This is a genomic window from Nonomuraea composti, assembly GCF_012034275.1.
GTDB lineage: Bacteria > Actinomycetota > Actinomycetes > Streptosporangiales > Streptosporangiaceae > Nonomuraea > Nonomuraea composti.
The window spans coordinates 1-23,491 of sequence record NZ_JAATEP010000099.1 but is presented as its reverse complement, the minus strand read 5'-3'; the positions used below and the strand labels follow the sequence as shown (position 1 = coordinate 23,491).

Genomic DNA, 23,491 nt, shown 5'->3' with positions numbered 1-23,491 from the left:
CGGCACGCCCTGAATCACGCTGGGTTTGACGGAGACCACCGCAACGCCTTACTGAACCCAAGGCTCTTTCCATGAGCTGATGGCCCGGATCGCCAACAGGTTCGGCCGCATCGAGCCACGTCGCGTCGCCGGTGCTTACGTACGCGAGTTGCTGGCCGACATCGACCGCAAGAACTGCTGGAACCTGGCCGAGCACCTCGGGCTCACCGGGCCTCAGGCGCTGCAGCGGCTCCTGCGCCCCCGCTGGGACGCCGACGCCGTCCGCGATTGACGTCCCCGATTTCCTCGTTGACCGGCTCGGCCCCGACGGCGTGCTGATCGCGGGCGAGCCCGGGTTCGTCAAGGGGGATGCCGAGCAGGACGTGAGCCACGGCCCGAGTCAGTAGCCCAGCATCGGTCAGCTTCGGTGGACGTCCGGACCGGGGTGATCTGCCCAGCCAGTCGTCGATCGCACGTACAGCGCGGCGAGAAGGGTGTTGAGGTCGTTCGTCACACATCGATCCCCGGCGCCCTTCGCCCTTCCTGCACTCCCCGTGACTTGCGACTTACTCGTCCAGAGAGTCATCCGGCCCCTCCCGGACATGCCTGGGGCGAGTTCCTCGATGCGTTGAACACTTGCATGGTGTCCAATACATCTGTATAGACTCTTGGACGTGCGACCAATCTCTGAGGAAGACTTGACGACCCGCGCCCGCATCCGCGACGCGGCAATGGCGTTGTTCACCGAGCAGGGCGTCAAGGCCACCACCATCCGCGGGATCGCCGAGGCCGCCAAGGCCTCGCCCGGCCTGGTGCAGCACCACTTCGGCACCAAGGAAGAGCTGAGACAGGCTTGCGACGAGTACGTCGTCAGCTACCTGCGCGAGCAGGTCACCGCCGGCGTCACCGACCACAATCTGGACAAGCCCGAATTCATCGAGAACGTCCACCGAACCGCGCCGCCCTTGATGAAATACCTGGGCCGCGCGCTGGTGGACGGTTCCCCCGCAGCCGCCGCCATGTTCGACGAACTCGTCAGCGTGACGGAGGAGCATCTCGCCGACGAAGACCGTTCCGAGGCCGACCATCGCGCCCGCGCGACCGTACTGACGGCGATGAAGCTGGGCATCACCGTGCTGCACGAGCACGTCTCCCGCGCCCTCGGCTCGGACCTCTACACTCCGCAAGGCGCGGTACGTGTCAGCAAGGCCCAGCTCGACCTGATCAGACCGGAATTCCTCGGCCGCGAACTGTTCGACCAAGCGCGGACGGGCCTGGAGAAGCTCGAGGGACAGCAATGAACGCCGCAGTGCACGCCGCCGGTCTGGTCAAGACCTTCGGCCAGGCCAGGGCCCTGGACGGGCTCGATCTCACCGTCAAGACGGGCGAGGTGCACGGCTTCCTGGGCCCCAACGGCGCGGGCAAGACCACCACCATCCGCATCCTGCTCGGTCAGATGCGCGCCGACGGCGGCCAGGTCGCGTTACTCGGCGGCGACCCCTGGCGCGACGCCACCGAGCTGCACCGAAGGCTCGCCTACGTGCCCGGCGACGTCACCCTGTGGCCGTCGCTGACCGGCGGCGAGGTCATCGACCTGCTGGGCAGGGCCCGTGGCGGCCTGGACCCCAGGCAGCGCGCCGAGCTGCTGGAGCGCTTCGAGCTCGACCCGCGCAAGAAGTGCCGCACCTACTCCAAGGGCAACCGGCAGAAGGTCGCGCTGGTGGCCGCCTTCGCCTCCGACGCCGAACTGCTGATCCTGGACGAGCCGACCTCGGGCCTGGACCCGCTCATGGAGGCGGTCTTCAACGAGTGTGTCCTGCAGGAGAAGCGCGCCGGCCGCACCGTGCTGCTGTCCAGCCACATCCTGTCGGAGGTGGAGACGCTGTGCGACCGCGTCAGCATCATCCGCGCCGGCCGTACCGTCGAGTCCGGCACCCTCGCCGACCTGCGCCATCTCACCCGCACCTCCGTCACCGCCGAGCTGATCGGACCGGCGCCCGGCCTGGCCGTCCTGCCCGGCGTGCACAACCTGACCGTGGACGGCGCCCGGCTGCGCTGCCAGGTCGACGGTGATGCGCTCACCTCGGTGCTCGCCGAGCTCGCCCGGGCGGGCGTACGTGCCCTGACCACCCAGCCGCCGACGCTGGAGGAGCTGTTCCTGCGCCACTACGAGGGAGCCACCAGATGACCGGCACCATGACCGGCACCGGGACACTGATCCGGCTCATCCTGCGCAGGGACCGCGTGCTGCTGCCGGTGTGGATCGCGATCACCGCGCTGCTTCCGGCGAGCATCGCCTCCGCCACCACCGACCTGTACGCCGACCAGGCCGCCCGCGACTCCTTCGCGGCGGCCTCGGCGAGCAACCCCGCGCAGCTGGCCATGCGCGGCCCCATCTATGACGCGAGCGTCGGCGGCCTGACCGCATGGACGCTCGGCTCCTCTCTCGCGCTGTTCGGCGGGCTCATCAGCATCCTGCTGATGATCAGGCACACCCGCGTCGAGGAGGAGACCGGCCGGCGCGAACTGCTGGCCTCGGGTGTCATCGGCCGTCACGCCCCGCTGGCCGCCGCGCTCGCGGTCGTGCTGGCCGCCAACCTGCTCCTGGGCTTGCTGTCGGTGCCCGCCCTGGTCGCGGGCGGCCTGCCCGCGGGTTCCTCGCTGCTGTTCGGGCTGTCCACCGCCGCGGGCGGCTGGGCGTTCGCGGCCGTGGCCGCCATCACCGGGCAGCTCACCGCGTCCTCCGGTACGGCGCGCGGCATCGCGATCGCGGCCGGCGGCCTGCTGTTCGCGCTGCGCTCGCTGGCCGACACCGGCGGCATCGGCTGGCTGGCGTGGCTGACGCCGTTCGGCTGGGTCCGGCTGACCAGACCCTACGCCGGCGACCATTGGTGGGTGCTGGGGCTGGTCGCGGTGTTCGTCACCGCGCTGGCGGCGGCCGCGTTCGCGCTGTCCACGCGGCGTGACCTGGCCGGCGGCCTGATTCCCGCCCGCCCCGGACCCGCCGAGGGAACGTTGCCGGGCGCGTTCGGCCTGGCCGCTCGCCTGCATCGCGGCACCCTGGCGGGCTTCACGATCGGTTTCGGAGCGCTGGGCGCCCTGCTCGGAGTGGCAGCGCGCGGCCTGAACACCCAGCTGGACACGCCGCAGTTCCGCGAGCTGGCCGCCACCCTCGGCGGCGCCGAGGCCCGGCTGTCGGATGTGTTCTTCACGTTCGTGATGTACGTGCTCAGCCAGCTCGTCGCGGGGGCCGCACTGGTGTCGGCACTGCGCGCCCGTGGCGAGGAGGCGGCCGGCCGGGCCGATCTGCTGCTGTCCACCCCCGTCGGCCGGCTGCGCTGGGCGCTGAGCCACCTGGTGTTCGCCGTCATGAGCCCGGTGCTGCTGCTGACCGCGCTGGGCGCGGCAGCGGGGCTCACCTTCGACGGCGACGTGGCCCGGGTCACCGGGGCCACGCTGGCCTACCTGCCCGCGGTCTGGACCGTGGTCGGGATCGCGACGCTGCTGTTCGGCCTGCTGCCACGGCTGACGGCGGCCGTGAGCTGGACCGCGCTCGGCCTGTTCCTGCTCGTGGATCTGCTGGCGGAGTTCAAGCTGGCCACCGGCATCATCCTGGACCTTTCGCCGTTCGTGCACGTGCCGGCGACGCTCCTGGGCAGCGCCTCGTCACCGGTAGCGCCACTGCTGGGGCTGACCATCGTCGCCGTTGCCCTGGCCGCGGCGGGGCTGGCGTTCCTGCGCCGCCGCGATCTGACGCCCTCCGCCTGAAACAGGGGCCGTTCTTGACACGGCTGGACTGAAGTTGACGGATCCCGTCTGATCGTTGAGGTCAGGCGGGATCTTGTCGTTTCAGGAGTTTCCGAATCTGGTTCGTCCCAATTCGGGGACTGTGGAGTGGGTGTCTGGGAAGGCCCGGGTGGTGGCAGACGGCTGGTGGAGGACCGAGATCCGGCCGTTGGGCATGGCGGAGCCGGCGGTGGGCAGGGCGCTGCGGCAGGGTGGCGGGTTTTGCGGCTTATGGGGCGGGTGGTGGCCTGCTCTGGCCTCCGGGTGGTGTGCCGTCGAAGGGCTCGACTGGAGTCTGCGGCGTGTCGGCGAGTGCGACGGGCTCGTCTTGGGGCTGGTGGACGTGGCGCCACTGGTCGAGGAAGTGGTCGTTGGCGACGGTGACGAGCAGCGCGACCAGGATGGTCTGGGCTACGCGGCCGTGGGCGAGCCGGTTCTTGGGATCGCCGAGGTCGAGGTCGTGTCCTTTGATTCTGCCGTTGATGCCTTCGGTGCTGGCGCGGACCAGCCCAGGCGCGCTCTCCGTGCTCACCGCACCGCAATCCAGTACGCGTGTTCTAGAGCCGGGCCGTACAGCGGACGCATCTGGCAGGCGGCACCGGCCGCGCATCGCTCCAGCCCGCCTTCCTGACGATCTCGGCCCGCCAGGCGACGCCCTCGGGAGTCAGGTCTTGCATGCCGAGCAACTGGCCGGTCCTGCGGTCGATCACGATCTGCCCCCACTGGAATTGGAGGGCCAGCCCGTCGAGCCCGAACGTCCCAGGAATGTCGTCGACCACCTTGATGCCCGGCGCCTTCGCCAGGAGAAGGTAGGCGGCAGCCCTGGTGCCAGGCGTCGCCGGCGAGTTGATGAGCCGAGAGACGGCCCCCTCCAGCCATGGCTCGCGCTCGGCGGCCACCTGAGGGTCGTAGCTTTCCAGCAGCCGTGCCCTGAGCGCCGCCGACTCCTTGGGGAGGCTCCGCAACTCTGTCAACGTCGGCTTCAGTCCATCGGCGAGCTCCAGCCCCAAGTCCAGGTCCGCCGAGCCGTATGCGGGCATGTTCTTGTCGCACCCCCGCGCGGGGCACAGCTTGGGGGAGCCGTCCTGTCGCCACGCTTCCACGCCCTCGGCCGTGTACGGCTTCGACGAGATCGGCTCGCGCCAGCCGTAGACGTCGCGGTCGGGCCCAAAGGCGAGGACCTCCATGGCCCGTTCCTCAACCTTGTAGTCAAGGCCGTTCTTTGTCCTCATGACATGCTCGGTGTCGCGTCGCCAGAAGCGGCCCTTGGCCTCCGGTGTCGCCGCCAGCCTGGCGGCCGCAGCTTCCAGTTTCTGCATGGGCGTGACCGCGACCGGGTCCGATGCGGGTCGGGGTACAAGGATCACCACCGCGCCAACGATGAGCGCGACGGCCGCCGCGACGAGCGCCATCCCCGTCCACGACCTCCTGCCCACCCGTACCACGGACACGGCGGGTGCCTGTGTAGCTGCGAGTACCCGCTCCCGCACCGCCGCAAGCTGGTCGGCCGACGGGGGTGGCACATCGGGCATCACCGAGTCGATGACCTGGAACTCGTTCATCCCAACACCTCACGCAGCTTGGTCCTGGCCCTGCTCAACCGGGACGCGACCGTCCCCGAGGCGATGCTGAGCGCCGCCGCCACCTCGTCGTATCTCAACCCGCCGTACGCGATGAGGAGCACCACATCGCGTTCTCCCTTCGACAGCCGCGCCAGCGCCCCGGCCAGCCGATCAACCGTCACGCCCGCACTGAGCCTGTCCACGATCCGCTGGTCATGTCCCTCGTCGTCAGGTGGCGGCCCTGTCCTGGCCAGGGCGCGGTACCTGCGCACCTCGGCGCGCCGGTGGCGGCCGATGAGGTTGGTCGCGATGCCGTACAGCCACGGCCTGACCCCACCCATGGCAGAGTCGAAGTGTTCGCGTTGCCTGAAGGCGATGAAGAACGTCTCCGCGGCGAGATCCTCGGCCACATCAGGGTCGAGCCTGCGCCCGATGTAGCGCCGGATCTCCACGTAATGGGCTTCGAAAACAGCTTCGAAGACGTCAGGAGCAGTGATCACATCCTTGTTTGCCCGCAAACATGCGATTCTTCCAGGAAATCTTGATTGCTTATCGCAGAGCTGTGTCCGGCCACAAGCTCACGATCGTGCTGGCCGTCCATCGCGACCACGGCTGACCGCCCATCCACTCGGCTTTCCCCGTCGACGAGCATCGGCGGCGGCAGGGGCGGTGCGGCGAGTATGGGAAACGATCATCGTCCCGTCGGGAAGCGATCTTCTCGACACCCATTGTTCTCCTGGCCAGCCCTACTCGTGAACACCCCAACAGCCCCGGTGAGGCGCTGATGGCCGACCTCGATATAATCCATGATGTCGAGTCCACCGCCACGCTGACCACCGCAGCTGACGCTGTGGCGGCTGCGGCCAGGGTGGGGTGCGACCTCTCGAAGTTCCAGCTCGGACCAGGTTTGGCGGCTTATCGCAGAGTTCTTGACGCTCACCAGCTCAACTGTGCCCCCGCTGACGCCGAACAGATCGGCCAGGGGCTTTTGGTTGCATGGGTGGCGCTGGGCCAGGACGGCGGCCAGAATGCGGTCGACGTCGGTGATCTTCTGCGGGAAGACCCCACGGCGTGTTCCCGGTCGCCGGTCGCCGCCGCGGCGATGGTGGCGGCGCTGTTCGCGGAGGGCCTGGTACTGAATGGCGAGCCGTTCGGCCAGGGCATGGACGTCCTGGCGTGGCATGCCGGTCAGCTGCGGGTGATTCAGCGCCTGGAAGATGTGCATCTGACTGGTGACCGCGCCGTGGTCAAGCCGGTCACGCAGGTCCTGGACCTGGGAGACGTAGTGCGTCGTCTGGCGGTCTCCGCGCCGACCCGACGGCCGGGCCTCTGTTGCTCGGCCGGACCGCCGAGCGGGGCGCTGCTTCGGGGCAGGCTGTCAGGTGGGGCTGGGTGTCGTCAGAGCTCGCGGTGTCGGAACACGATGGCGGCTGCGGCGAGCAGTGCGGAGGCGAGCAGGAGTCCTGTGGCGATGGGCCACCACAGGGTGTGGTCGGCTGTCTGTGTTCCCGCGGCCAGCGCGTTCGTCACCGGGATGAGGCCGGCCGGTGTGTACTCGGCGGCCTGCGGTGCTACGCCGAGCAGGGCGAGCAGGAAGAAGGCTCCGATGCCGATGCCGGCCGCGCCCGCGACCGCGTCGATCGCCGCCGAGGCCAGGAGCGATGCGGTGATCAGGACGGCGGCGAGCACGAGCCACACCGCGGTCGCTGCGAGGACGGGGCCGAGGAGGGCGGATCCGAAGACCGCCCAGGTGACCAGCCACGACACAGCAGCGCCCAGGAGCACGGCCACGGACGTGAACGCCAGGAGGACGACGGCGTGGGTGAGGACATAGGCGGTCCGGGATGGGGGTTTCACGAGGGTGAGGGCCGCGATGCCGGAGCGGATCTCGGAGTTGACCGCGCCGGCGGCCATGATGACGACGACGAAGACGACGAACTGGGTGAGGTTCTTGGTCCATTGGACGTTCGCATCGAGCGCGGTGGGGTCGGGCAGCGTGATTGCCGCCTGGCCGGAGCCGAGGGCAGCGGCCAGGAGGTCGTTGGTGAACTGGGTGAGCACTGGGCCGGAGGCGGCGAGGAAGACCACGACCGCGGGGAGCACCCCAATCCGCCAGGTGCGGAAGATCTCTCGTGTCCGGAGGCGGAGGAGGGCTGCGGTCGCGTTCATCGGCCGGCTCCGGTCAGTCCGACGAAGATGTCCTCAAGGCTGGCGTCGCGCGGCTCCAGCCGGCGCAGGCGCAGTCCGAGGGCCGTGACTTCGGCGGGCAGCCGCACCGTAGCCTCGTCGAGGTCGGTGACCGTGAGCGCGAGCGTGCTGGGGGTGAGGTCGTCGGTCACTCCGGCGACCCAGGGCAGGCCGGTGAGCGCTGCGCGAAGCCTCTGGGCGTCGTCGACCTCGACCAGCAGGCGGCCCTGGACGCCGCCGTAAGCCGCGCGCACCTGTGCCAGCGGCCCGGCCGCGACGACGCGGCCGCCGTCGACTATCGCGACGCTGTCGCACACCCGCTCCACGTCGGGCAGCAGGTGTGTGGAGAAGAAGACCGTGGTGTGCCCGCGCAGTTCGCTGAGCAGCTCCAGCACGACGCGCCGGCCGAGGGGGTCGAGTGCGGAGGTGGGTTCGTCCAGGAAGAGTATGCGCGGGGTGTTGATGAGTGCCTGGGCGATCCCCAGCCGCTGGCGCATCCCGCGGGAGTAGCCGCCGACGCGGGAGTCGACGCCGGCGAGCCCGGTGAGCTCCAGGAGCTCGTCGGTGCGGCGGTGGGTGGCCCGGGCGGGAAGGCGGAACAGGCTCGCGCAGGTTTCCATCACCTCGCGGGCCGTCATCCAGGCGGGGAAGCCGGGCACGTCGGGGCAGTACCCGAGCAGTGCGCGCAGTCGCGGATCGGCGGGCTCGTGGCCGAGGACACGGACGGTGCCGGCGCTGTGGCGCGCCAGAGCGAGGAGGATCCGCAGCGTCGTGGTCTTGCCCGCGCCGTTCGCGCCGAGGAAGCCGAACACCGAGCCCTGATCGACGCGCAGGTCGAGGCCGTCGAGCACGCGCCGTTCCCCGTAGGTCTTGACGAGGCCGCTGACGTCGATCGCCGCGGTCATGGTCGGTCTCCATAGAGGCTCTGGACGGTGCGCTTGACGCCGTCACCGGCCGGCTCGGGTGCGGGAGCGTCGCCGGCGGGCGCCGGACGGCGGCCCGCGGCGAGGAACACGATCGCTCCGACCAGGCTGAGCAGCAGGATGGCGATCGCCCACGGCCACTTCTGCCCGGATGCGACCCGCTCGCGTGGTAGGCGGGCCAGCACGATCAGGGAGGTGACCTGGAGGGCGAGCTGCACGGCGGCGAAGGCGCCGAGCGCGATCAGGACGGGCATCGGGGCTGCGGACACGTCGAGGTTCATGAGGTCTCCCGCGTCGGAGCGGGAGCGGAGGCTGAGCGCCAGGCGCGGCGCAGGCCTGAGCGCAGCGGGACCACCAGCACCGCAAGCGAGGCCGCGGTCCCGGCAGGCAGCGCGGCGGCGGTGAGGAGTCCCCAGCGTCCGCGCGGTGCGCGGGCCTGCGCGACGGTGGCGGCGACCACGCTCGCGGAGATCACGGCGAGCGAGGTGGCGCTCGCGGCGCGCACGAGCCGCTCCTCAGGCTGAGCGTTGCCGCGCTGGGCCCAGAGTGCGGGAACCACGCCGAGCGCGACGGCTGCGGTGAGCGTCCAGCGGGGCGCCTGGCCTCGCGGCCTTCCGCTGAAGCCGAAGCCGGAGGCCACGGTGGGCGGGAGGGTGCGCCATGCCAGGGCGAGGGCCGTCGCCGTCGCTCCTGCGACGGCCGCCGGAACCGCCTGCGCAAGGCGGATCTCCCGTTCCGGGATGTGGGCCAGGACGTCTTCGTCGGCGTCGTCGGGGCGGATGAGGCCTAGCCGCACCGCGAGAGCGCCGAGGTTGAGGGTCCAGCCGAGCCCGAAAAGACGTGGGACGACCAGGCGGGGATTGGCCGGGTCCCAGGTCCGGGAGCGGACCTCCGCGCTCACTGGTCCGCGGGTCTCCACGGGCAGGCCCAGAATGCGCCAGCGAGGCTCGTGCGAGGCGGAGTCCCCGGCGAGGGCGTCCTGCAGGTGCGCCGCGTACTCCGCCGGGTGGCCGAGCGTCGTCTCCGGGTCGAGTCCGGCGTCGGCGAGCTCGTCGAGCTGAGCGGACAGCGCGGACAGTGCGCGCCTGCGGTCGGCACCGGGCAGACCGGACAAGTGCGCACCCACGGCGCGCACGTAGTTCTCCGTCATGGTCATTCTCCTGCGAGGATCTTCGTCATCGCGCTGCTCAGCGCGATCCAGGCCACAGCGCCCTCCGACAGCGAGGCTCGGCCCTCTTTGGTCAATCGGTAGTACTTGCGCGGCGGCCCCCCGGAGGACTCCGCCCATCGCGTGGCGACGAGCCCCGCCTTGTCCAACCGCGCGAGCAGCGGGTACACCGTGCCGGGTGTCGCGGCCAGGGCGGGGTAGGCGCCCAGTCGCTCGATGATTTCGATGGCGTAGCACTCCTGACGGTCGAGGACCGCGAGGATCCCGAGCTCGAGCACGCCTTTGCGGAGCTGTACCGCGCGATCGCTAACTGGCATAACATATATCCTTGCATAACAAGTAACATGGTCCGGACGAATGCTCAGCCGGGCCGCGCCGCCACCCAAACGAAACGGTGAACCACTGTGCACAGCCCTGATCAGACCCTGACCGCGAAAGGTTTGACCAAGCACTTCGGGCCTCGCAAGGCGGTCTCCGACATCTCCTTCGAGGTGGGCGCCGGCCGGGCCTTCGGCCTCCTCGGGCCGAACGGAGCCGGCAAGACCACTACCGTGCGGCTCCTGACCGGTATCCTCACTCCCACCCGCGGCTCGGTGACCCTGTTCGGCCAGACACTCACCCGCGCCAACGCCGACGCGCTGCGCGCCAGAATTGGCGTCCAGACCGACACCCGGCTGTATGAGAACCTCAGCGCCCGCGACAACCTGCGGACCTGGGGCGAGCTGTACGGGCTCGCCCCTCGCGTCATCGAGCGGCGGATCGCCGAAGTACTCGAGGTGCTGCGCCTGGCCGACCGGGCCGGCTCCCTGGCCGGCGAGCTGAGCAAGGGCATGCGGCAGAAGCTGCTGGTCGGCCGGGCGGTCCTGCACGAACCCGACCTGCTGTTCCTGGACGAACCGACCGCCGGCCTCGACCCCGAGGCGGCGATCGACCTGACCGACTACGTCCGCGACATGGTCAGGACCGCACGGACCACCGTCGTCATCTGCACCCACCAGCTCCACGGCCTGGAAACGCTCTGCGACGACATCGGCATCCTCAACAACGGCCGCCTCGTCGTCACCGGCGAGGTCCAGACCGTGCTGCGTCAGCGCTGGCCGGAACACCGCTACCTCCTGGAGGTCGAGGGCGATCCCGCCCTGGCCCGCGAGGCCATCAGCGCCGCCGTGGGCAAAGCGGTGGAGTTCTCGACCGTCGAGGGCCAGCTGAGCTTCTCCCTGCCCGAGCAGGAGACGATCTCCTCGGCGGTCGCCGCCCTGGTGCACGACCGCATCCCGGTTCGCGCCGTCATCCCCCGCCGGCCCACGATCCAAGACCTCTACTTCGCCACCATCAACGACGGAAGCGCCGCATGATCAACCGCCACCGCGTCCAGGCCCTGATCCGAAAGGACTGGCGCGAACTCGCCCGCAACAAGCAGGTCATCGCGCCCCTCGTCATCCTGCCGCTGGTCTTCGTCATCCTCATCCCAGGAGCCGTGCTCATGCTGGGCAGCAACCCCGCACTCCTGACGACAATGGTCACCGGCCTGGGCGGTTTCCTCGACAACCTGCCGGTGCAGGACCTGCCGGCCGGATACTCCTCCGAGCAGCTCGCCGTCTACGCGATCATCGTCTACTTCATGGCCCCACTCTTCCTGCTGATCCCCGTGATCGTGGCGAGCCTCACCGCCAGCTCCAGCTTCGTCGGGGAAAAGGAACGCGGAACCATCGAGGGGCTCCTCTACACGCCACTCACCGACCGCGAGCTGGTGCTGGGCAAGATCCTCGCCTCCGTCATCCCCTCCATCCTGCTCACCTGCGCGTCCTTCCTGGTCTACGCCGTTCTGGTCAATGTGCTGGGGGCCTCGCTGATGGGCGGCGTGTTCTTCCCCACCTGGACCTGGGTGATCAACGTATTCGCGCTGGCGCCGCTGGTGGCGTTCCTGGCCACCTGCCTGATCGTGGCCATCTCCGGCCGCTCCACCACCATGCAGGGCGCCCAGGGCTCGGTGGTCCTCATCGTCCTGCCCGTCATCGCGCTGATCGTCGGTCAGGCGACCGGGCTCATGCTGTTCGATACGTGGATCGCGGGCATCGCCGCCGCAGCGCTGCTCATGATCGACGTCGCAGTCTTCCTCATGGTGGTGGGACGCTTCCGGCGCGAGCCCATTCTCACCCGCCTGTAGATTCCAGCACTTCAGTGAGCCAGGATCTCTGTAACGCTCGCATCCCTCGAAGGTGGACCCGCGAGCGAGGGCATCGACCCCCAGCGCACCCCCGGCTGAGGTGGGGTACCGGTGGAAAGGCTCCGGAGGATCGCTGCGGTGAAGATTCCAGTCAGTCGTCCGTTGCGTCTGTTGTCCTGACAGGGTCCTGACCGAGCGCCACCCATCCCGCTATCCGCATAACCGCGAGGCGAATTGTGACGCAATCCATGGCCATGGTCCCGGCAGCGATCATCTTGCCGCATCTCGACCCGAACGACGCACGCCCACTGCACGAGCAGGTCGCGAGTGCAATCCGCCGCGCGATCGGCGAGGGCTCCTACATGCAGGGTGACCGCCTGCCATCGGCCCGTGACCTCGCCGACACGCTCGGCATCAATGCCAACACCGTGCTGCGCGCCTTGCGCGTCTTGCGCGACGAGAGGCTGCTGGAATTCCGCCGCGGGCGCGGGGTCAGTGTCGCGCGGCACGCCGACGGGCGCGCCCTGCTCCGCGAGCGGGCGCGCGAATTCCTGAAGGAGTCTCAACGGTACGGATACGGCCTCGAAGACGTCATTGCCCTGCTGAGAGAACTCGCATGATTCCCACATCGCCGCCGCCTCGGCAGTCATGCTGCACACCGTGCTACGCCGCAAGGCCGCAGAGGAACGCGTCGAAGACATCCGCGAGAATCTGATCACCGGCACCGGCAAACGCATGGGCGAGAACCCATCCCTGCCGGCATCTACCGGGGGTGCCACCGGAATACGGCAAAAACGGGCCGCGAGGTGAGATAGGCCCGCGAGAAGGATCGGACCGGAGTTTGGCGGTAGCGGGTTGGGAGGCTGCCTTCGGTGTAGGCGTCCGGAAGTTGACCTGCGAGGAGGCTGAGTGCAGAAGTTAGCGGTAGGCGTCAGCACTCCACCGGCGATGGTCGCGGCCCTCAGGCCGCGACCATCGCCATTCCCAGGTCAGTCGTGCGGCGCGGTTGTGGATTGCGGCTCTTGGACGGGCTTCGTAGGCTCGTTGTACGGGCTGAACAGGAAACACAACAGGGCAGCAGCCGCCAGAACCATGGCGCACGCCACGAGGGTGGTCTGCATGGCGTGGACGAAGCCAGTGGCGAACGTGTCGGCGATGAGGCGTTCGTACAGGCTGGTCGTGGCGGGGCTCAGGCCGCCGGGCGGCGTGGGCGGGCTGTAGTGCCGCGCGGCGGCGGTGCTGCTGTCGACGAACCGGGCGCGCAGATGCTTCGGCAGCTGACCGGCGCGCTTCTCGGCCTCGCTGTGCAAGGCCGCAGAGAGGCGGGCCGACAGCAGCACGCCCAGCACGGCGGTACCGAGGACGCCGCCGACCTGCCGGATGGTGCTGGAGACGCCGGAGGCCGCCCCGGCCAGCCGGGGATCGACGCCGTCCATGGCGGCCTGCTGCAGTGGTGCGAACGTGGCACCGCTGGCGATCCCGATGATGACCAGACCGGGCAGCAAGTTCCACGCGCTACTGGTGGGGTCGGTCATGGCGACCAGCACCAGGAGGCCCACGGCCAACAGAGTCATCCCGGCCATCAGGATGTACTTGCCGCCGAACTTGTCCGACAGCCGTCCGGCGTGCGCTGAGCCGGCCGCAGTGAGCACGGCGTTGGGCAACACCACCAGGCCCGTCTCCAGCGCCGAGTACCCGCGGGCCATCTGCAGGTACAGCACCAGAACGAACATGATGCCGATCATGCCGAGCTGGAAGAGGAACCCGACCCCGTTGCCGACCGCGAAATTGCGCACGCCGAACAGGGCAAGGGGCATCAGCGGCTCGTCGCGCCGCCGGTGCTGCCACAGGACGAACACCGCCAGCAGCGCGACGCCCAAGGCGATGACCGAGGCGATAGTGACCGGCCCGGTGACGGTGCCCCAGTCGTAGCGTTCTCCCTCGATCAGACCGAACACGATGCCACTCAGCCCGGCAGTGGCCAGCGCGACGCCGACCAGGTCGAGCTGGTGGGTACGGCCCGAGCGCATGGGCGGCACGAACCTTAGCGCCAGCACAATGGTAATGATCCCGATCGGGACGTTGACGAAGAAGATCCAGCGCCAGCTGAGGTGGGCGAGCAGGAAACCGCCGGCGACCGGGCCGACGATCGGGGCGAAGCCGACGATCGCGCCGAACAGGCCGAACGCGCGGCCACGCAGTTGCGGCGGGAAGATCGTCAGGATCGACGAGATGACCTGCGGGAACAGCAGCGCCCCGCCCAATCCCTGCAGCAGCCGGGCGGTCAGCAGCCAGGAAGGTGAGTCAGCCAGCCCGCACAGCGCCGAGGCGATGGTGAAGACGGTGACGCCAATCACGTACAGCCGGCGGTATCCAAAGACGTCCCCCAGCCGGCCGGTGGTGATCAGCAGCACTGAGAAGACGAGCAGGTAGCCGTCGATGACCCACAGCACTTGGTCGTAGGAGGCGTCGATGTCGTGGATCAACATGGGAACGGCGACGTTGACGATGGATCCGTCGAGCAACGACATGAAGAAGCCGATGCACATGATCGTGAGAATCAGCCACGGACGCCGCGTGACCGGCCGGTCGGTGGATCGGAGAGAACCAGAAGGGCGGGCGCGTTTCGCCACCATCACAAAACACCCTTTTCCGGGATGTGATGAGTGACTTCCACCTTCCCCGCGTCATCGGGACCCGGGAGAAGCTGGTTGGCGAGGCGGAGTGCCCAACGGTGAGAAGCCAGCTTGCAGCCTAACACAGCGCGTTCGGCCCATCTGGAGATCGTCGAGAGGTCGACCCGGGATTGCGGACCGTTGATCCGCTCGCGCCGGTGTTCGCCAAACGGACGTTTGACGAACGCAACCCAGGACACCCGATCGAACAGGGGTCTACGTGTGCCGTGGCCGGTTCGGGTGTTCATTTTGCCGTTCATCTTCGGTCGTTCACTGCTTACCGTTCACATGTCTCGCGCGAGACCGTTTGATGAACGGAGGTGCTCCGCGATGGCGCTCATCGGCCTGGTCCGGCACCGACAAGCAGAACACCCAGCGGCAGCACGACGCCCTCGATCCGATCTGCCTGAAGGTCATCGAGGAAAAGGCCAGCGGCAAGCTCGCCACCGCCGATCGGCCCGACCTGCTCACCGCGCTGTCCCACATCCGCGAGGGTGACCTGCTTACCGTCCAGGAAGTCGACCGGCTGAACCTTATCGGCTGACCAGGGGCCCCGTAGACCCACTGCGGACGCCCGCCCGCATGGGAACGGCCAGTCACTAAGGAGCCGCTTGGTGAGTCTCCTTATCGTGACTGGGAGCGGACAAGTCTCGTGAGCGGCCTAGAGGTCAGCGGACAGATCGCAGTTGCCTCCAACAGACAAGCAGTGGCCACGCTAGAGGTTTCCACAGGCGATGGGCAGCCGCATCGGATCAGACTGGTGTGGCTGCCCTTCACCCCGCACGAGCACCTTGCCCTGTCCGGCGTTGTCGACGGCACACCGTTCATGGTGGCAAAGAAGCGGTGAGCACGAAGCCCGGGCATCAGACGTAGCGAAACAAACCACTTTCATCACCACTGACGACGTCTCCACAGTAAATGCCAGACCTACCGCGGCGACCAGCGTTCCTGATCTGCCCAGAGTCCGACCACTGGAGCGGACTGCCCCGCGAACTGGACCGCAGGTCACGCAGCACGTAGGCCGCCCAGATCAAGGTTCAAGGGTCACGTGTCGTATGGCGGTAGGTCCTCCAGCGCGTGGAAGGCGGCGGGGATCTACGGCTGGTCGGTCTACCGGTGCGAATACCTGTCGAGGTGGAAGCTCGCGCGATGTGCGCTGTTGCCGCATCGCGTCACCGTGTCAGGTGTCGGGGTAGTAGACGTGGAGCGCGAAGCCGGGGCTGTCCCATTCACAGAAATAATGAACGGGCTTCCGTGTGGTTGACGTAGTACCGGCCTGCGATCTCGCAGTCGCTACCTTTGGCGTAGACCTGGATGACCCTCCACTCGGCCCAAGCGGGTGCCGATAGGGCGACACCTCCGCCGACGGTTATAGCGAATGAGAGGAATAGAACAGCCAGTTTTTGGCGCATGACACTCTCCATTCTGGAGGAATTGACCTTACTGGGAATGCCCCGAGGCATTTGCAGCCTTCAAAGATCAGCCCTTGTGCTGGCGGGCTTCCGGATCGCAGGACGTCGAGACATGGCCGCAGCAGATCAGAGGTGGAGGGTGATCGCCGGGTACGGATATCCCTCTCTCGCCATTGCCGCTCAATGTAGCCGCACCTCCTGCACAAGCGCTAAAATGCCGCCATAAGCGCGCAGTCATACCTGCGGCTCGTTCCACCTTTTTGCGGGAGTCGTGCCTGGCGGCGGGCTTGGAGCTTGCTCGCCCTACTTACCGGATGAGATCGATACCCCGCTAGCCGCCGTTCTTCGCGAGGCCGTCACCAATGTGGTGCCTCACTCCGCGGCCCGTACCTGCCGGATCGAGGTGTGCCTGCGCGACGGACGGGTACGGCTGCGCGTGATCAACGACGGCGCCACCGTCAGGTGCGCGCTGTGCGGGCGCCAGAAACGTCACATCATGCCCGAGTGTCTGCGAGACTCCGGAAACCATGAAGATTTTGTGGATCGTCTGCGTCCTCGTCCTGGCGGGCTGCACGGCAGCCCCAGCGGGCACCGTGCCGAGGACACCGGCAGCGAGCACATCCCCTGCCGCATCGCCCACAGAGAGCGACCTCGACGACGAGGAGGACGAGGATGCCTCTGACGACAGCGCCAGCACGGTGCTCGACGTGGCGGTGGCGGGCCCGGACGCGGCCTGGGCGGTCGGCTATGCCGTAACAGTGGAGGACGAGCCGTCCGTCGGCGTGCTCCTGCGGATGGACCGTGACGGATGGCGTGTCGACCAGCGCCTGAACGAGCGATTCCCCAGCGCGATCGACTCCATCGTGTCGGGCGTGGACGCCGACGGACCGAACGAGGTCTGGGCGGTCGGCGACACCGGCGACCTCGACGAGGACTCCGAGGAGGTGCGGCTCCCCTTCGCCTTGCGCTGGGACGGCCGGCGTTGGAAGACGTTCAGACCTGCTCAGCTCCCGAAGGTCGGCGCGCTGGCCGACGTCGCCGTGGACGGTTCGCGGGCGTTCCTGATCGGCAGGCGCGGGGAGGGCAAGACGTCCGTCCCTGTCCTTGTGACCTGGAACGGCAGGCGTTTCGGCAAGCAGGAAGTCCCGCGCGGAGGCAGATTCCACGCCGTGGACGCCGGAGCCGGGCAGGTGTGGATCGCGGGCAGCTCATCCAGCGGGCGATGCGCTGATGCGCGCCCGGCGATCTGGCACAGTGCGACTCCTGGCAGCGCGCCGGTGGAGATGCGATTGCCCGCGCTGGGCCAGGGCATGCTGCGGCACATCTGGCAGAACGGGTCGTCCGACGTGTGGGCCGTGGGTGAGCGCGGCACCTCGGGGGACTGTGACGAGTACGGTACGGGCAAACCGCTGATCCTGCACTGGAACGGAAGCTCCTGGACGCGGGTCGAACCCCCAAGGTGGAAGGGCTCGCTGTACGGCGTCGCCGCCGTCGGCGAGGACGACGTGTGGGTGGTGGGCTACGAAGAGGACGTGACGAGCGAAGTCACGTTGCTGCACTACGACGGGCGGCGGTGGAAGCGCAAGGACGGGTACACCGAAGGCGGCTCGAACGTCTCCGGCCTCGCCCGGGTCGACGCCAACCTGTTGCTGGCCGCCGGGGACCGCTGAACCGACCGTTCTCTCCGATCCCGCCCTCTTCTCAACCCGATCGGCATCCCAGCGGCCACCGCGCGCTCCGGAGGCGTGGCTGCGGCAGCGCGGTCTGCTTGCTCAACCCGCCGGTGTCAACCAGGAGCATCCCCCTCTTGTGTGCCTGGTCCTGAGTGGGCAGTTGGGCAAGCCCGGTCGTCACCCGCGGCGCTGATCGCGGGGACCAGTCAGCCGGCACCTCGATCTGCTGGTACTGCGGACCGTCCCCGTAGTCCTGTCAGGACAGGGGGCAAGCGCTGACCGGAGCAAGGGGGTGATTTGCGTGCGCTCGCTTCCCGGAAGTGCCAACCTTTCGCGGCCTTCATCGCGTTTGAGGGGTACCGACATGAGGAGAGACGTTGGATCGCGATGCCAGCTTCCGAGCGTTCGTGGATGCCCATCAACGCTCGTTGTTACGCCTGGCCTATCTGCTCACCGGAGAGACCCACCGCGCCGAGGATCTCCTGCAGAGCGTGCTGGTTCGCATGGTCGGGCGGTGGTCGAAGTTGCACCACATCGACAACCTCGACGCCTACGCGCGTAAGGCCATGGTGAACCAGCACATCACGTGGCGGCGGCGCCGCGGATCGGGGGAGGTGCCGAGCGCCGACCCGCCCGATCGCCCCTACTCGACGGAGGACTCCGCCGTGTTGCGGGTCGTCCTGCATCAGGCGCTCATGCGGCTGACGCCCAAGCAGCGTGCGGTGATCGTCCTGCGCTTCTACGAGGACCGGACCGAACGAGACGTCGCCGACCTGCTGGGCTGCTCGGTCGGCACCGTGAAGAGCCAGACGCACCACGCCCTGGCCCGGCTGCGCTCGCTGGCGCCCGACCTGGCGCCGAGACTGCCCGCCCTGGATGACCCGGCCCGTAGTGAGGGGGCACGCCGATGACCTGGCTTGGAGATCAGCTTTCCCGCATCGCCGACGACATGCCGGAGCGCGACCTCGCCACTAAGGCGTTGGAGGTCCATCAGCGCAGGCGGCGCAACGTCGTGGCGCTCGCCGCCGCCACGGTGGTCGTCGTCACGCTGCTCGCCGCCACCGTCGGGCTGCGGGCCCTGCCCGGGCAGCCGCGTGCCGCCGCCCGCCCGGATGCGCCGCCCGAGCTGACCACCGTCAGGGTGGGGGTGATGCCGACCGTGGAGTCGGCTCCTGTGTACGTGGCCCTGGCGAATGACTACTTCAAGGAGGAAGGGCTGACGGTGGAGCCGACGGTCATCACCGGCCCGGCTGTGGGCCCTGTTCTGCTCGAGAGGGGCTCGTTGGACCTGGCGCAGACCGACTACCTCACGGTCATGGCGATGAACGCGGCCCGCGAGAGGGTCAAGGTGGTCGCGAGCATGTACCGGGCCGCTCCGGGCAGCTTCGCGATCGTCGTGGACGCCAAGTCGAAGATCCGCACGGCGGAGGACCTCAAGGGCAAGAAGGTCGCGGTCCCGAACCTCATGGTGCTCCAGAGCCTGATGCTGGAGGCGGTGCTCAAGCAGGCAGGGCTGGAGCGCAAGGACGTCCGGAGGATCGAGATCACCTATCCCATGATGCTTGACGCGCTCAAGAGCGGCCGGGTCGACGCCGCGATACTGGCCGAGCCGTTCGTCACCTTGGCCCGTGAGAGCCGGCGCACCCGCGTTCTGGAGGACCCGGCGACCCGGCAGCTCGCGGGCCTGTACACGGCGGGCGTGGCGGCCTCCGACGAGTGGATCGGTGCGAACCCGCGCACCCTGGCGGCCTTCCAGCGCGCCCTGGCCAATGCGCAGCGGCTGATCGCGAGCGATCCGCAGCAGGTGCGGGACGCGGTATCGCGCTATGCGAGGCCCAGCGACATGAGGATCACCGAGGCGACCGCCGCGAAACTCTCCCTCGGCTCGTATCCGGCGCGGCTGGACCACGCGGAGCTGCGGCGCATCGCCGACCTGGGCTTCGCCTACGGCTGGTTCGAACGCCCGGTCGACCTCGGCAAGGTGATCGTGAAGGGCGGCTGAGGCGACGGCCGGAGACGGTCGCGCGGGCTTCCTCGCTCGCCCTGGAGGCGTTCCCGGTCATACGCCACTGGGCTTTCTGCCTCGTTTCCACCGCACGGGCACGGTGCGGCGGCGGCTGCCACGCCGGGAGGTGGCAGCGGGGGGCTGGACCTGGCCGGCCTCGGCGGCGTCGAGGTAGCGGATCAGCGCCTGACGGTTACGGTCCAGCACCTCCATGCGCTCGTCGATGTCCCGGAGGGTTTCTCGCAGGATGCCGACCAGGTCCGGGCAGCTGGTCAGCCGTGGCTGCTTGCCTGCGGCGCATGGCAGCAGCTCGCGGATGACCTCGGTGGACAGCCCGGCGGCGAGCAGGCCCCGGATCTGCGCGACGATCATGGGGGCGTCGTCGGCGTAGTCGCGGTATCCGTTGGCCAGCCGGACGGAGGTGAGCAGGCCCTGTGCTTCGTAGTAGCGCAGCAGCCGGGTGCTGACCGAGCTGCGGCGCGCCAGCTCGCCGATGAGCATGTGATCTGCCCCATATCAGCTTGACGTTCCAACCGATGTCAAACTTTAGCGTCGCTCCCATGCAGTACACGTATCTGGGCCGCACCGGCCTCCAGGTTTCCCGGCTCGTGCTCGGCACGATGAACTTCGGGCCGGACACTCCCGAGGACGTCAGCCACGCGATCATGGACCGTGCGCTCGACCTCGGCATCAACTTCTTCGACACCGCCAACATCTACGGCTGGCGCCTCGGCGAGGGCTGGACCGAGCAGATCATCGGACGCTGGCTGGCCAAGAGCGGGCGCCGCGACGACATCATCCTGGCCACCAAGGTGTACGAGCCGATGGGGGAGGGCCCGAACACGCGCGGCCTGTCGGCGTTGCACATCCGCCGCCAGGTCGAGGACAGCCTGCGCCGCCTGCGTACCGACCACATCGATCTCTACCAGGCGCACCACATCGACAGGAACACGCCGTGGGAGGAGTTCTGGCAGGCCATGGACCTCCTGGTGGACCAGGGCAAGATCTTGTACGTCGGCTCCTCCAACTTCGCCGGCTGGCACATCGCCCAGGCCAACGAGGCCGCCCGGCGACGCCACTCGCTCGGCCTGGTGAGCGAGCAGTCGCTGTACAACCTCGCCGAACGCACCGCGGAGCTGGAGGTGCTGCCGGCCGCCCGCGAGTACGGCCTCGGCGTGATCCCGTGGTCCCCGCTGTACGGCGGCATCCTCGGCGGCATCCTGCGCAAGACCCACACCGGACGCGCCTCGGGATCCGACCTCACCGCCAAGCGGCTGGCGGCCAACCGCGAGCGGGTGGCGGCCTACGAGCTGTTCTGCGACGAGATCGGCCACCCTCCGGCCGACGTCGCCCTGGCCTGGCTGCTGCACCAGCCCGGCATCACCGGCCCGATCATCGGCCCGCGCACGCTGGACCAGCTCGACCGCTCGCTGCAGGCCCTCGATCTGCGCCTCGGCGCGAGCGAGCTGGCCCGTCTGGACGAGATCTTCCCCGGCCCAGGCCCGGCCCCGGAGGCATACGCCTGGTAGCCGGCCCGCCACCGACGCCCGAGGGACCGCAGATGCGGAAGAGGCCAGCCCCATCCCGCCCGGCAAGCAGGAGAACCGCAGGCCTCCCGCCGGTCCAGTAGCCGCGGCTGGCGCCCGGGCTCAGCGGTCGCACATCGTGGCGGTGAAGGCGTCGATCAGGTGCTGCCGGTTCTTGGGCACGCCTGTGGTGTAGACGGTGGCGGCGCGCCCGGCCCGGTCCCGGCCGCTGATCATCGCGGCGCCCGGCATGTCGCCGGCGGCGAAGTAGGCGTCGCCGCAGCCGGTCCTCATCCGGATCACGCCCAAACCGTAATGGGCGTCCGCGGGCCAGCCTTCCTGCTCGACCTTGACCGGCCGGATCATCATCTTGCCCAGCGGGGCGTTGCGCCAGAACCGGTTGAGGTCCTCGGGAGTGGAGACCAGGCCGCCGCTGGGGCCGAACGCGTAGGTGGGGAGCCGGTCGGTCAGGTCCACCTCGCCGTCCTGCGGGTGGCCGGGGTGTACCCCGTAGGTGCGGGCGTGCGGGCCGCGGATGCCGTGGTCGCCCTTGGCCGGCCAGTACGTGTCCCGCATCCCGTACGGCTTGAGGATCAGCTCCCGGCTGGCCTGGCGGAAGTCCTTGCCGGTCACTTCGGTCACGATCATGCCGAGGACCAGGTAGTTGGTGTTGGCGTAGGCGAACGAGCCCCGGGCCGTGGGCTTGCGGGCCAGCGCCACTCGCAGGAAGTCCGGAAAGGGCTCCTTCCATTCGATCGCGTCGAGGAACTCGGGCAGGCCGCTGGTCTGCTGCAGCAGCATCCGGACGGTGATCTTCCGCCCGTCGATCCCGGCGCCGTCACCGGTGCCGCGCAGCACCCCGGGCAGGTAACGCTCCACCGGCGCGGCCAGGTCGATCTTCTTCTGATCGGCCAGCCGCAGCACGGTGGCGGCGATGATCGGCTTGCTCCCGCTGGCGATCCTGAACCGGCCCTCGGGCCCGATCATCGGCTTCCCGCTTCCCCGCCGGGCGGTGCCGGAGCGCCGGGTCACGCTCGCCCCGCTCGGATCGCGTACCTGGCTCAATGCGCCTGCCATGCCGTCCGTGGTGGTGAGCACGTCAAGGCTGGACTGCGGCGAGGGAGCCGCGGTGGCGGCATAGGCGGGAAGGACAGGGGCGAGGACCAGGCAACCGGCGGCAAGAGAACCAGCGACAGCAGCAGCGAGCAACTTCGTCATGCATCCAATGTCTCGGGAATCTCACCCAAGATCAGTCACGCCTGCATGCCTGTGCGGGTGGGGTCTTCCCTACCATCGAGATGATCGCCAAGCGACGCATACGCTCACGCCACCCGCCTGACGCACCTGAACGCCACTCTCCGCCGCCAGTGGGTCACTCGCGCAGTATCCTTTCCGCCCCTCGGTAAACCCCTGCCTGGCGGCTCCGCCGGGGAACGCGGTGGGCAGGTAGGAGTCGTCCATGCCGAGGGGGTCGAAGACACGCCGCTCGAACTCGGCGGCCACGGTGTGCTTGGTGTACCTCTCGATGATCAGGCCGAGCAGCATGCAGTTGGTGTTGGAGTAGGAGTACCTCTCTCCCGGCTCCTGGGTCCGGGCCAGGGTACGAGACTTCCTCACCAGCTCGATGGGCGGGTAGTAGGTGGTGAAGTCGAAGGTGTCGACCACCTTGTCTTGCAAGAAGTTGATGCCGGAGGTGTGCTGGACGAGCTGCTGCAGGGTGATCTCGCTCGCGCGTTCCACCAGGTCCTTCTCGGCGACCTCCGGGAGCAGGTGGCTGAGCTTGTCGTCGAGCTTGAGCTTGCCCTCCTTGACCAGTTGCAGCACCACGACGCCGGTCATCTGCTTGGTCTGGGAGCCGACCCGGAAGCGCGCGCCGGTCGGGATCCTGCCGCCCTTGCCGTTCAGCAGGCGGGTGCCGGCCGAGCCCTTGCCGACGCGCTCGCCATCGACGTAGACCTCGCCAATGGCGCCCACCACCTGCGGAGACTCCGCCAGGGCCGCCAGCGCCCGCTGCACGTCGCCCAGCCGGGGCCGGCTCGCGGCGGGTTTCGCCGCGGCGGGCACGGTGCTCAGCGTCAGCAGGGCGCAGGCCAGCCCGGCCAGTCCGGCTACTGTCGCACGATTCACGAAAAGAATCCTTCCTTCGGGCATTCAGGCAGTCGTCGCGGGCGGCAACGTCTCGCCGACCGCGACGGTTCAAGGTCATGCCCATGCCAGAGGAGGTTTCCTGCCTGTTTCCGCCCTCGCTCCCGCTCCTGTGGAGAATGGAAGCCTTGTCCCGCCCAGGATCGTGTCAGGCGCCATCCGGTGACCGGCTGGGCCTAGCTCGGCTGACGAGCTCTGTCGCTGCAGCAGGTACGGGTCGAGCACGGGATGCTGCACGCCGCTGAGCAGCGCGGCCGTGCGTGGCAGATGGTGCTCCAGTGCC

The 23,491-nt window shown here is 68.7% G+C and carries 24 protein-coding genes and 3 pseudogenes; 13 read left to right on the top strand and 14 right to left on the bottom strand.

Translation table 11 applies throughout. The features are described from left to right. Positions 1-79 precede the first annotated feature (79 nt). Positions 80-344, top strand: a pseudogene (locus HCN51_RS56050) (IS701 family transposase); the annotation flags it as partial. Between the two features lie 3 nt (positions 345-347). Here the strand turns inward: HCN51_RS56050 and HCN51_RS63305 are convergent. Then, positions 348-493, bottom strand: a pseudogene (locus HCN51_RS63305) (IS982 family transposase); the annotation flags it as partial. A 184-nt stretch (positions 494-677) separates the two neighbouring features. Here HCN51_RS63305 and HCN51_RS56045 point away from each other — a divergent pair. From HCN51_RS56045 to HCN51_RS56035, 3 genes are read left to right on the top strand one after another with little or no spacing between them, the layout of a single operon-like run. Continuing rightward, entirely contained in the window at positions 678-1,280 is a 603-nt protein-coding gene (locus HCN51_RS56045; protein ID WP_168021945.1) for a TetR/AcrR family transcriptional regulator, read from the top strand. Beyond that, positions 1,277-2,167 carry an ABC transporter ATP-binding protein gene (locus tag HCN51_RS56040; RefSeq protein WP_168021944.1) on the top strand — a complete coding sequence of 297 codons (891 nt, stop codon included), beginning with the start codon at positions 1,277-1,279 and terminating at the stop codon, positions 2,165-2,167. The genes HCN51_RS56045 and HCN51_RS56040 overlap by 4 nt, the downstream gene beginning before the upstream one ends. Next, positions 2,164-3,747 carry an ABC transporter permease gene (locus HCN51_RS56035; protein ID WP_168021943.1) on the top strand — a complete coding sequence of 528 codons (1,584 nt, stop codon included), beginning with the start codon at positions 2,164-2,166 and terminating at the stop codon, positions 3,745-3,747. Before HCN51_RS56040 ends, HCN51_RS56035 begins: the two co-directional genes overlap by 4 nt. Positions 3,748-3,994: 247 nt before the next feature. Here HCN51_RS56035 and HCN51_RS56030 read toward each other — a convergent pair whose 3' ends face one another. The 9 genes and pseudogenes from HCN51_RS56030 to HCN51_RS55990 form a co-directional block, all read right to left on the bottom strand. Further along, a complete protein-coding gene (locus HCN51_RS56030) occupies positions 3,995-4,297 on the bottom strand; it encodes a hypothetical protein (RefSeq protein ID WP_168021942.1) in 303 nt (100 codons plus the stop codon). A 25-nt stretch (positions 4,298-4,322) separates the two neighbouring features. After that, positions 4,323-5,327, bottom strand: a complete 1,005-nt coding sequence (locus tag HCN51_RS56025) for a hypothetical protein (protein WP_168021941.1) — start codon at positions 5,325-5,327, stop codon at positions 4,323-4,325. After that, a complete protein-coding gene (locus HCN51_RS56020) occupies positions 5,324-5,827 on the bottom strand; it encodes an RNA polymerase sigma factor (protein ID WP_346434177.1) in 504 nt (167 codons plus the stop codon). The genes HCN51_RS56025 and HCN51_RS56020 overlap by 4 nt, the downstream gene beginning before the upstream one ends. Positions 5,828-6,273: 446 nt before the next feature. Beyond that, a pseudogene (locus HCN51_RS63300) lies at positions 6,274-6,624 on the bottom strand (ISAzo13 family transposase); the annotation flags it as partial. Positions 6,625-6,725: 101 nt separating this feature from the next. Beyond that, the gene (locus tag HCN51_RS56010) at positions 6,726-7,496 is read right to left on the bottom strand and encodes a DUF2705 family protein (protein ID WP_168021938.1); all 771 of its coding nucleotides are present in this window, start codon (positions 7,494-7,496) and stop codon (positions 6,726-6,728) included. Continuing rightward, a complete protein-coding gene (locus HCN51_RS56005) occupies positions 7,493-8,419 on the bottom strand; it encodes an ABC transporter ATP-binding protein (protein ID WP_168021937.1) in 927 nt (308 codons plus the stop codon). The genes HCN51_RS56010 and HCN51_RS56005 overlap by 4 nt, the downstream gene beginning before the upstream one ends. Then, entirely contained in the window at positions 8,416-8,718 is a 303-nt protein-coding gene (locus HCN51_RS56000) for a PLDc N-terminal domain-containing protein (protein WP_168021936.1), read from the bottom strand. The genes HCN51_RS56005 and HCN51_RS56000 overlap by 4 nt, the downstream gene beginning before the upstream one ends. Further along, a complete protein-coding gene (locus HCN51_RS55995; protein ID WP_168021935.1) occupies positions 8,715-9,587 on the bottom strand; it encodes a DUF5808 domain-containing protein in 873 nt (290 codons plus the stop codon). Before HCN51_RS55995 ends, HCN51_RS56000 begins: the two co-directional genes overlap by 4 nt. 2 nt (positions 9,588-9,589) lie before the next feature. Further along, the gene (locus HCN51_RS55990) at positions 9,590-9,922 is read right to left on the bottom strand and encodes a PadR family transcriptional regulator (RefSeq protein WP_168021934.1); all 333 of its coding nucleotides are present in this window, start codon (positions 9,920-9,922) and stop codon (positions 9,590-9,592) included. Between the two features lie 123 nt (positions 9,923-10,045). Here HCN51_RS55990 and HCN51_RS55985 point away from each other — a divergent pair, with 123 nt between their 5' ends. The 4 genes from HCN51_RS55985 to HCN51_RS55970 all read left to right on the top strand — a co-directional run bounded on the left by HCN51_RS55985 (position 10,046) and on the right by HCN51_RS55970 (position 12,582). Continuing rightward, entirely contained in the window at positions 10,046-10,960 is a 915-nt protein-coding gene (locus HCN51_RS55985; RefSeq protein WP_168021933.1) for an ABC transporter ATP-binding protein, read from the top strand. Further along, positions 10,957-11,772 (top strand): ABC transporter permease subunit, encoded by an 816-nt coding sequence (locus tag HCN51_RS55980; protein WP_168021932.1) that lies wholly within the window; start codon positions 10,957-10,959, stop codon positions 11,770-11,772. The genes HCN51_RS55985 and HCN51_RS55980 overlap by 4 nt, the downstream gene beginning before the upstream one ends. A gap of 248 nt (positions 11,773-12,020) precedes the next feature. Continuing rightward, positions 12,021-12,392, top strand: coding sequence for a GntR family transcriptional regulator (locus HCN51_RS55975; protein ID WP_240974265.1), 372 nt, complete (start codon positions 12,021-12,023; stop codon positions 12,390-12,392). A gap of 28 nt (positions 12,393-12,420) precedes the next feature. After that, on the top strand, positions 12,421-12,582 hold the full coding sequence (locus tag HCN51_RS55970; protein ID WP_206069074.1) for a hypothetical protein: 162 nt from the start codon (positions 12,421-12,423) through the stop codon (positions 12,580-12,582). A gap of 179 nt (positions 12,583-12,761) precedes the next feature. On the opposite strand, the gene HCN51_RS55965 is transcribed toward HCN51_RS55970, so the two are convergent. Beyond that, positions 12,762-14,408, bottom strand: coding sequence for a DHA2 family efflux MFS transporter permease subunit (locus HCN51_RS55965; protein WP_168021931.1), 1,647 nt, complete (start codon positions 14,406-14,408; stop codon positions 12,762-12,764). 349 nt (positions 14,409-14,757) lie between these two features. Between HCN51_RS55965 and HCN51_RS55960 the strand changes: the two genes are divergently transcribed. The 4 genes from HCN51_RS55960 to HCN51_RS55945 all read left to right on the top strand — a co-directional run bounded on the left by HCN51_RS55960 (position 14,758) and on the right by HCN51_RS55945 (position 19,534). Next, positions 14,758-14,991: a recombinase family protein gene (locus tag HCN51_RS55960; protein ID WP_206069073.1), complete on the top strand. Its 234-nt coding sequence runs from the start codon at positions 14,758-14,760 to the stop codon at positions 14,989-14,991. 1,395 nt (positions 14,992-16,386) lie between these two features. Next, positions 16,387-17,529, top strand: a complete 1,143-nt coding sequence (locus HCN51_RS55955) for a hypothetical protein (protein WP_168021930.1) — start codon at positions 16,387-16,389, stop codon at positions 17,527-17,529. A gap of 380 nt (positions 17,530-17,909) precedes the next feature. Then, the gene (locus tag HCN51_RS55950) at positions 17,910-18,443 is read left to right on the top strand and encodes a SigE family RNA polymerase sigma factor (protein WP_168021929.1); all 534 of its coding nucleotides are present in this window, start codon (positions 17,910-17,912) and stop codon (positions 18,441-18,443) included. Continuing rightward, positions 18,440-19,534 (top strand): ABC transporter substrate-binding protein, encoded by a 1,095-nt coding sequence (locus HCN51_RS55945; RefSeq protein WP_168021928.1) that lies wholly within the window; start codon positions 18,440-18,442, stop codon positions 19,532-19,534. Before HCN51_RS55950 ends, HCN51_RS55945 begins: the two co-directional genes overlap by 4 nt. A gap of 57 nt (positions 19,535-19,591) precedes the next feature. On the opposite strand, the gene HCN51_RS55940 is transcribed toward HCN51_RS55945, so the two are convergent. Further along, entirely contained in the window at positions 19,592-20,038 is a 447-nt protein-coding gene (locus tag HCN51_RS55940) for a MerR family transcriptional regulator (RefSeq protein ID WP_168021927.1), read from the bottom strand. Positions 20,039-20,097: 59 nt separating this feature from the next. On the opposite strand from HCN51_RS55940, the gene HCN51_RS55935 reads away from it, so the two are divergent. Beyond that, the gene (locus HCN51_RS55935) at positions 20,098-21,066 is read left to right on the top strand and encodes an aldo/keto reductase (RefSeq protein WP_168021926.1); all 969 of its coding nucleotides are present in this window, start codon (positions 20,098-20,100) and stop codon (positions 21,064-21,066) included. Between the two features lie 120 nt (positions 21,067-21,186). On the opposite strand, the gene HCN51_RS55930 is transcribed toward HCN51_RS55935, so the two are convergent. Both HCN51_RS55930 and HCN51_RS55925 read right to left on the bottom strand, forming a co-directional pair. Beyond that, the gene (locus tag HCN51_RS55930) at positions 21,187-22,140 is read right to left on the bottom strand and encodes a serine hydrolase domain-containing protein (RefSeq protein ID WP_168021925.1); all 954 of its coding nucleotides are present in this window, start codon (positions 22,138-22,140) and stop codon (positions 21,187-21,189) included. A 210-nt stretch (positions 22,141-22,350) separates the two neighbouring features. Next, complete coding sequence (locus HCN51_RS55925; protein WP_168021924.1) at positions 22,351-23,190, bottom strand: serine hydrolase; 840 nt, start codon at positions 23,188-23,190, stop codon at positions 22,351-22,353. Positions 23,191-23,491 lie beyond the last annotated feature (301 nt).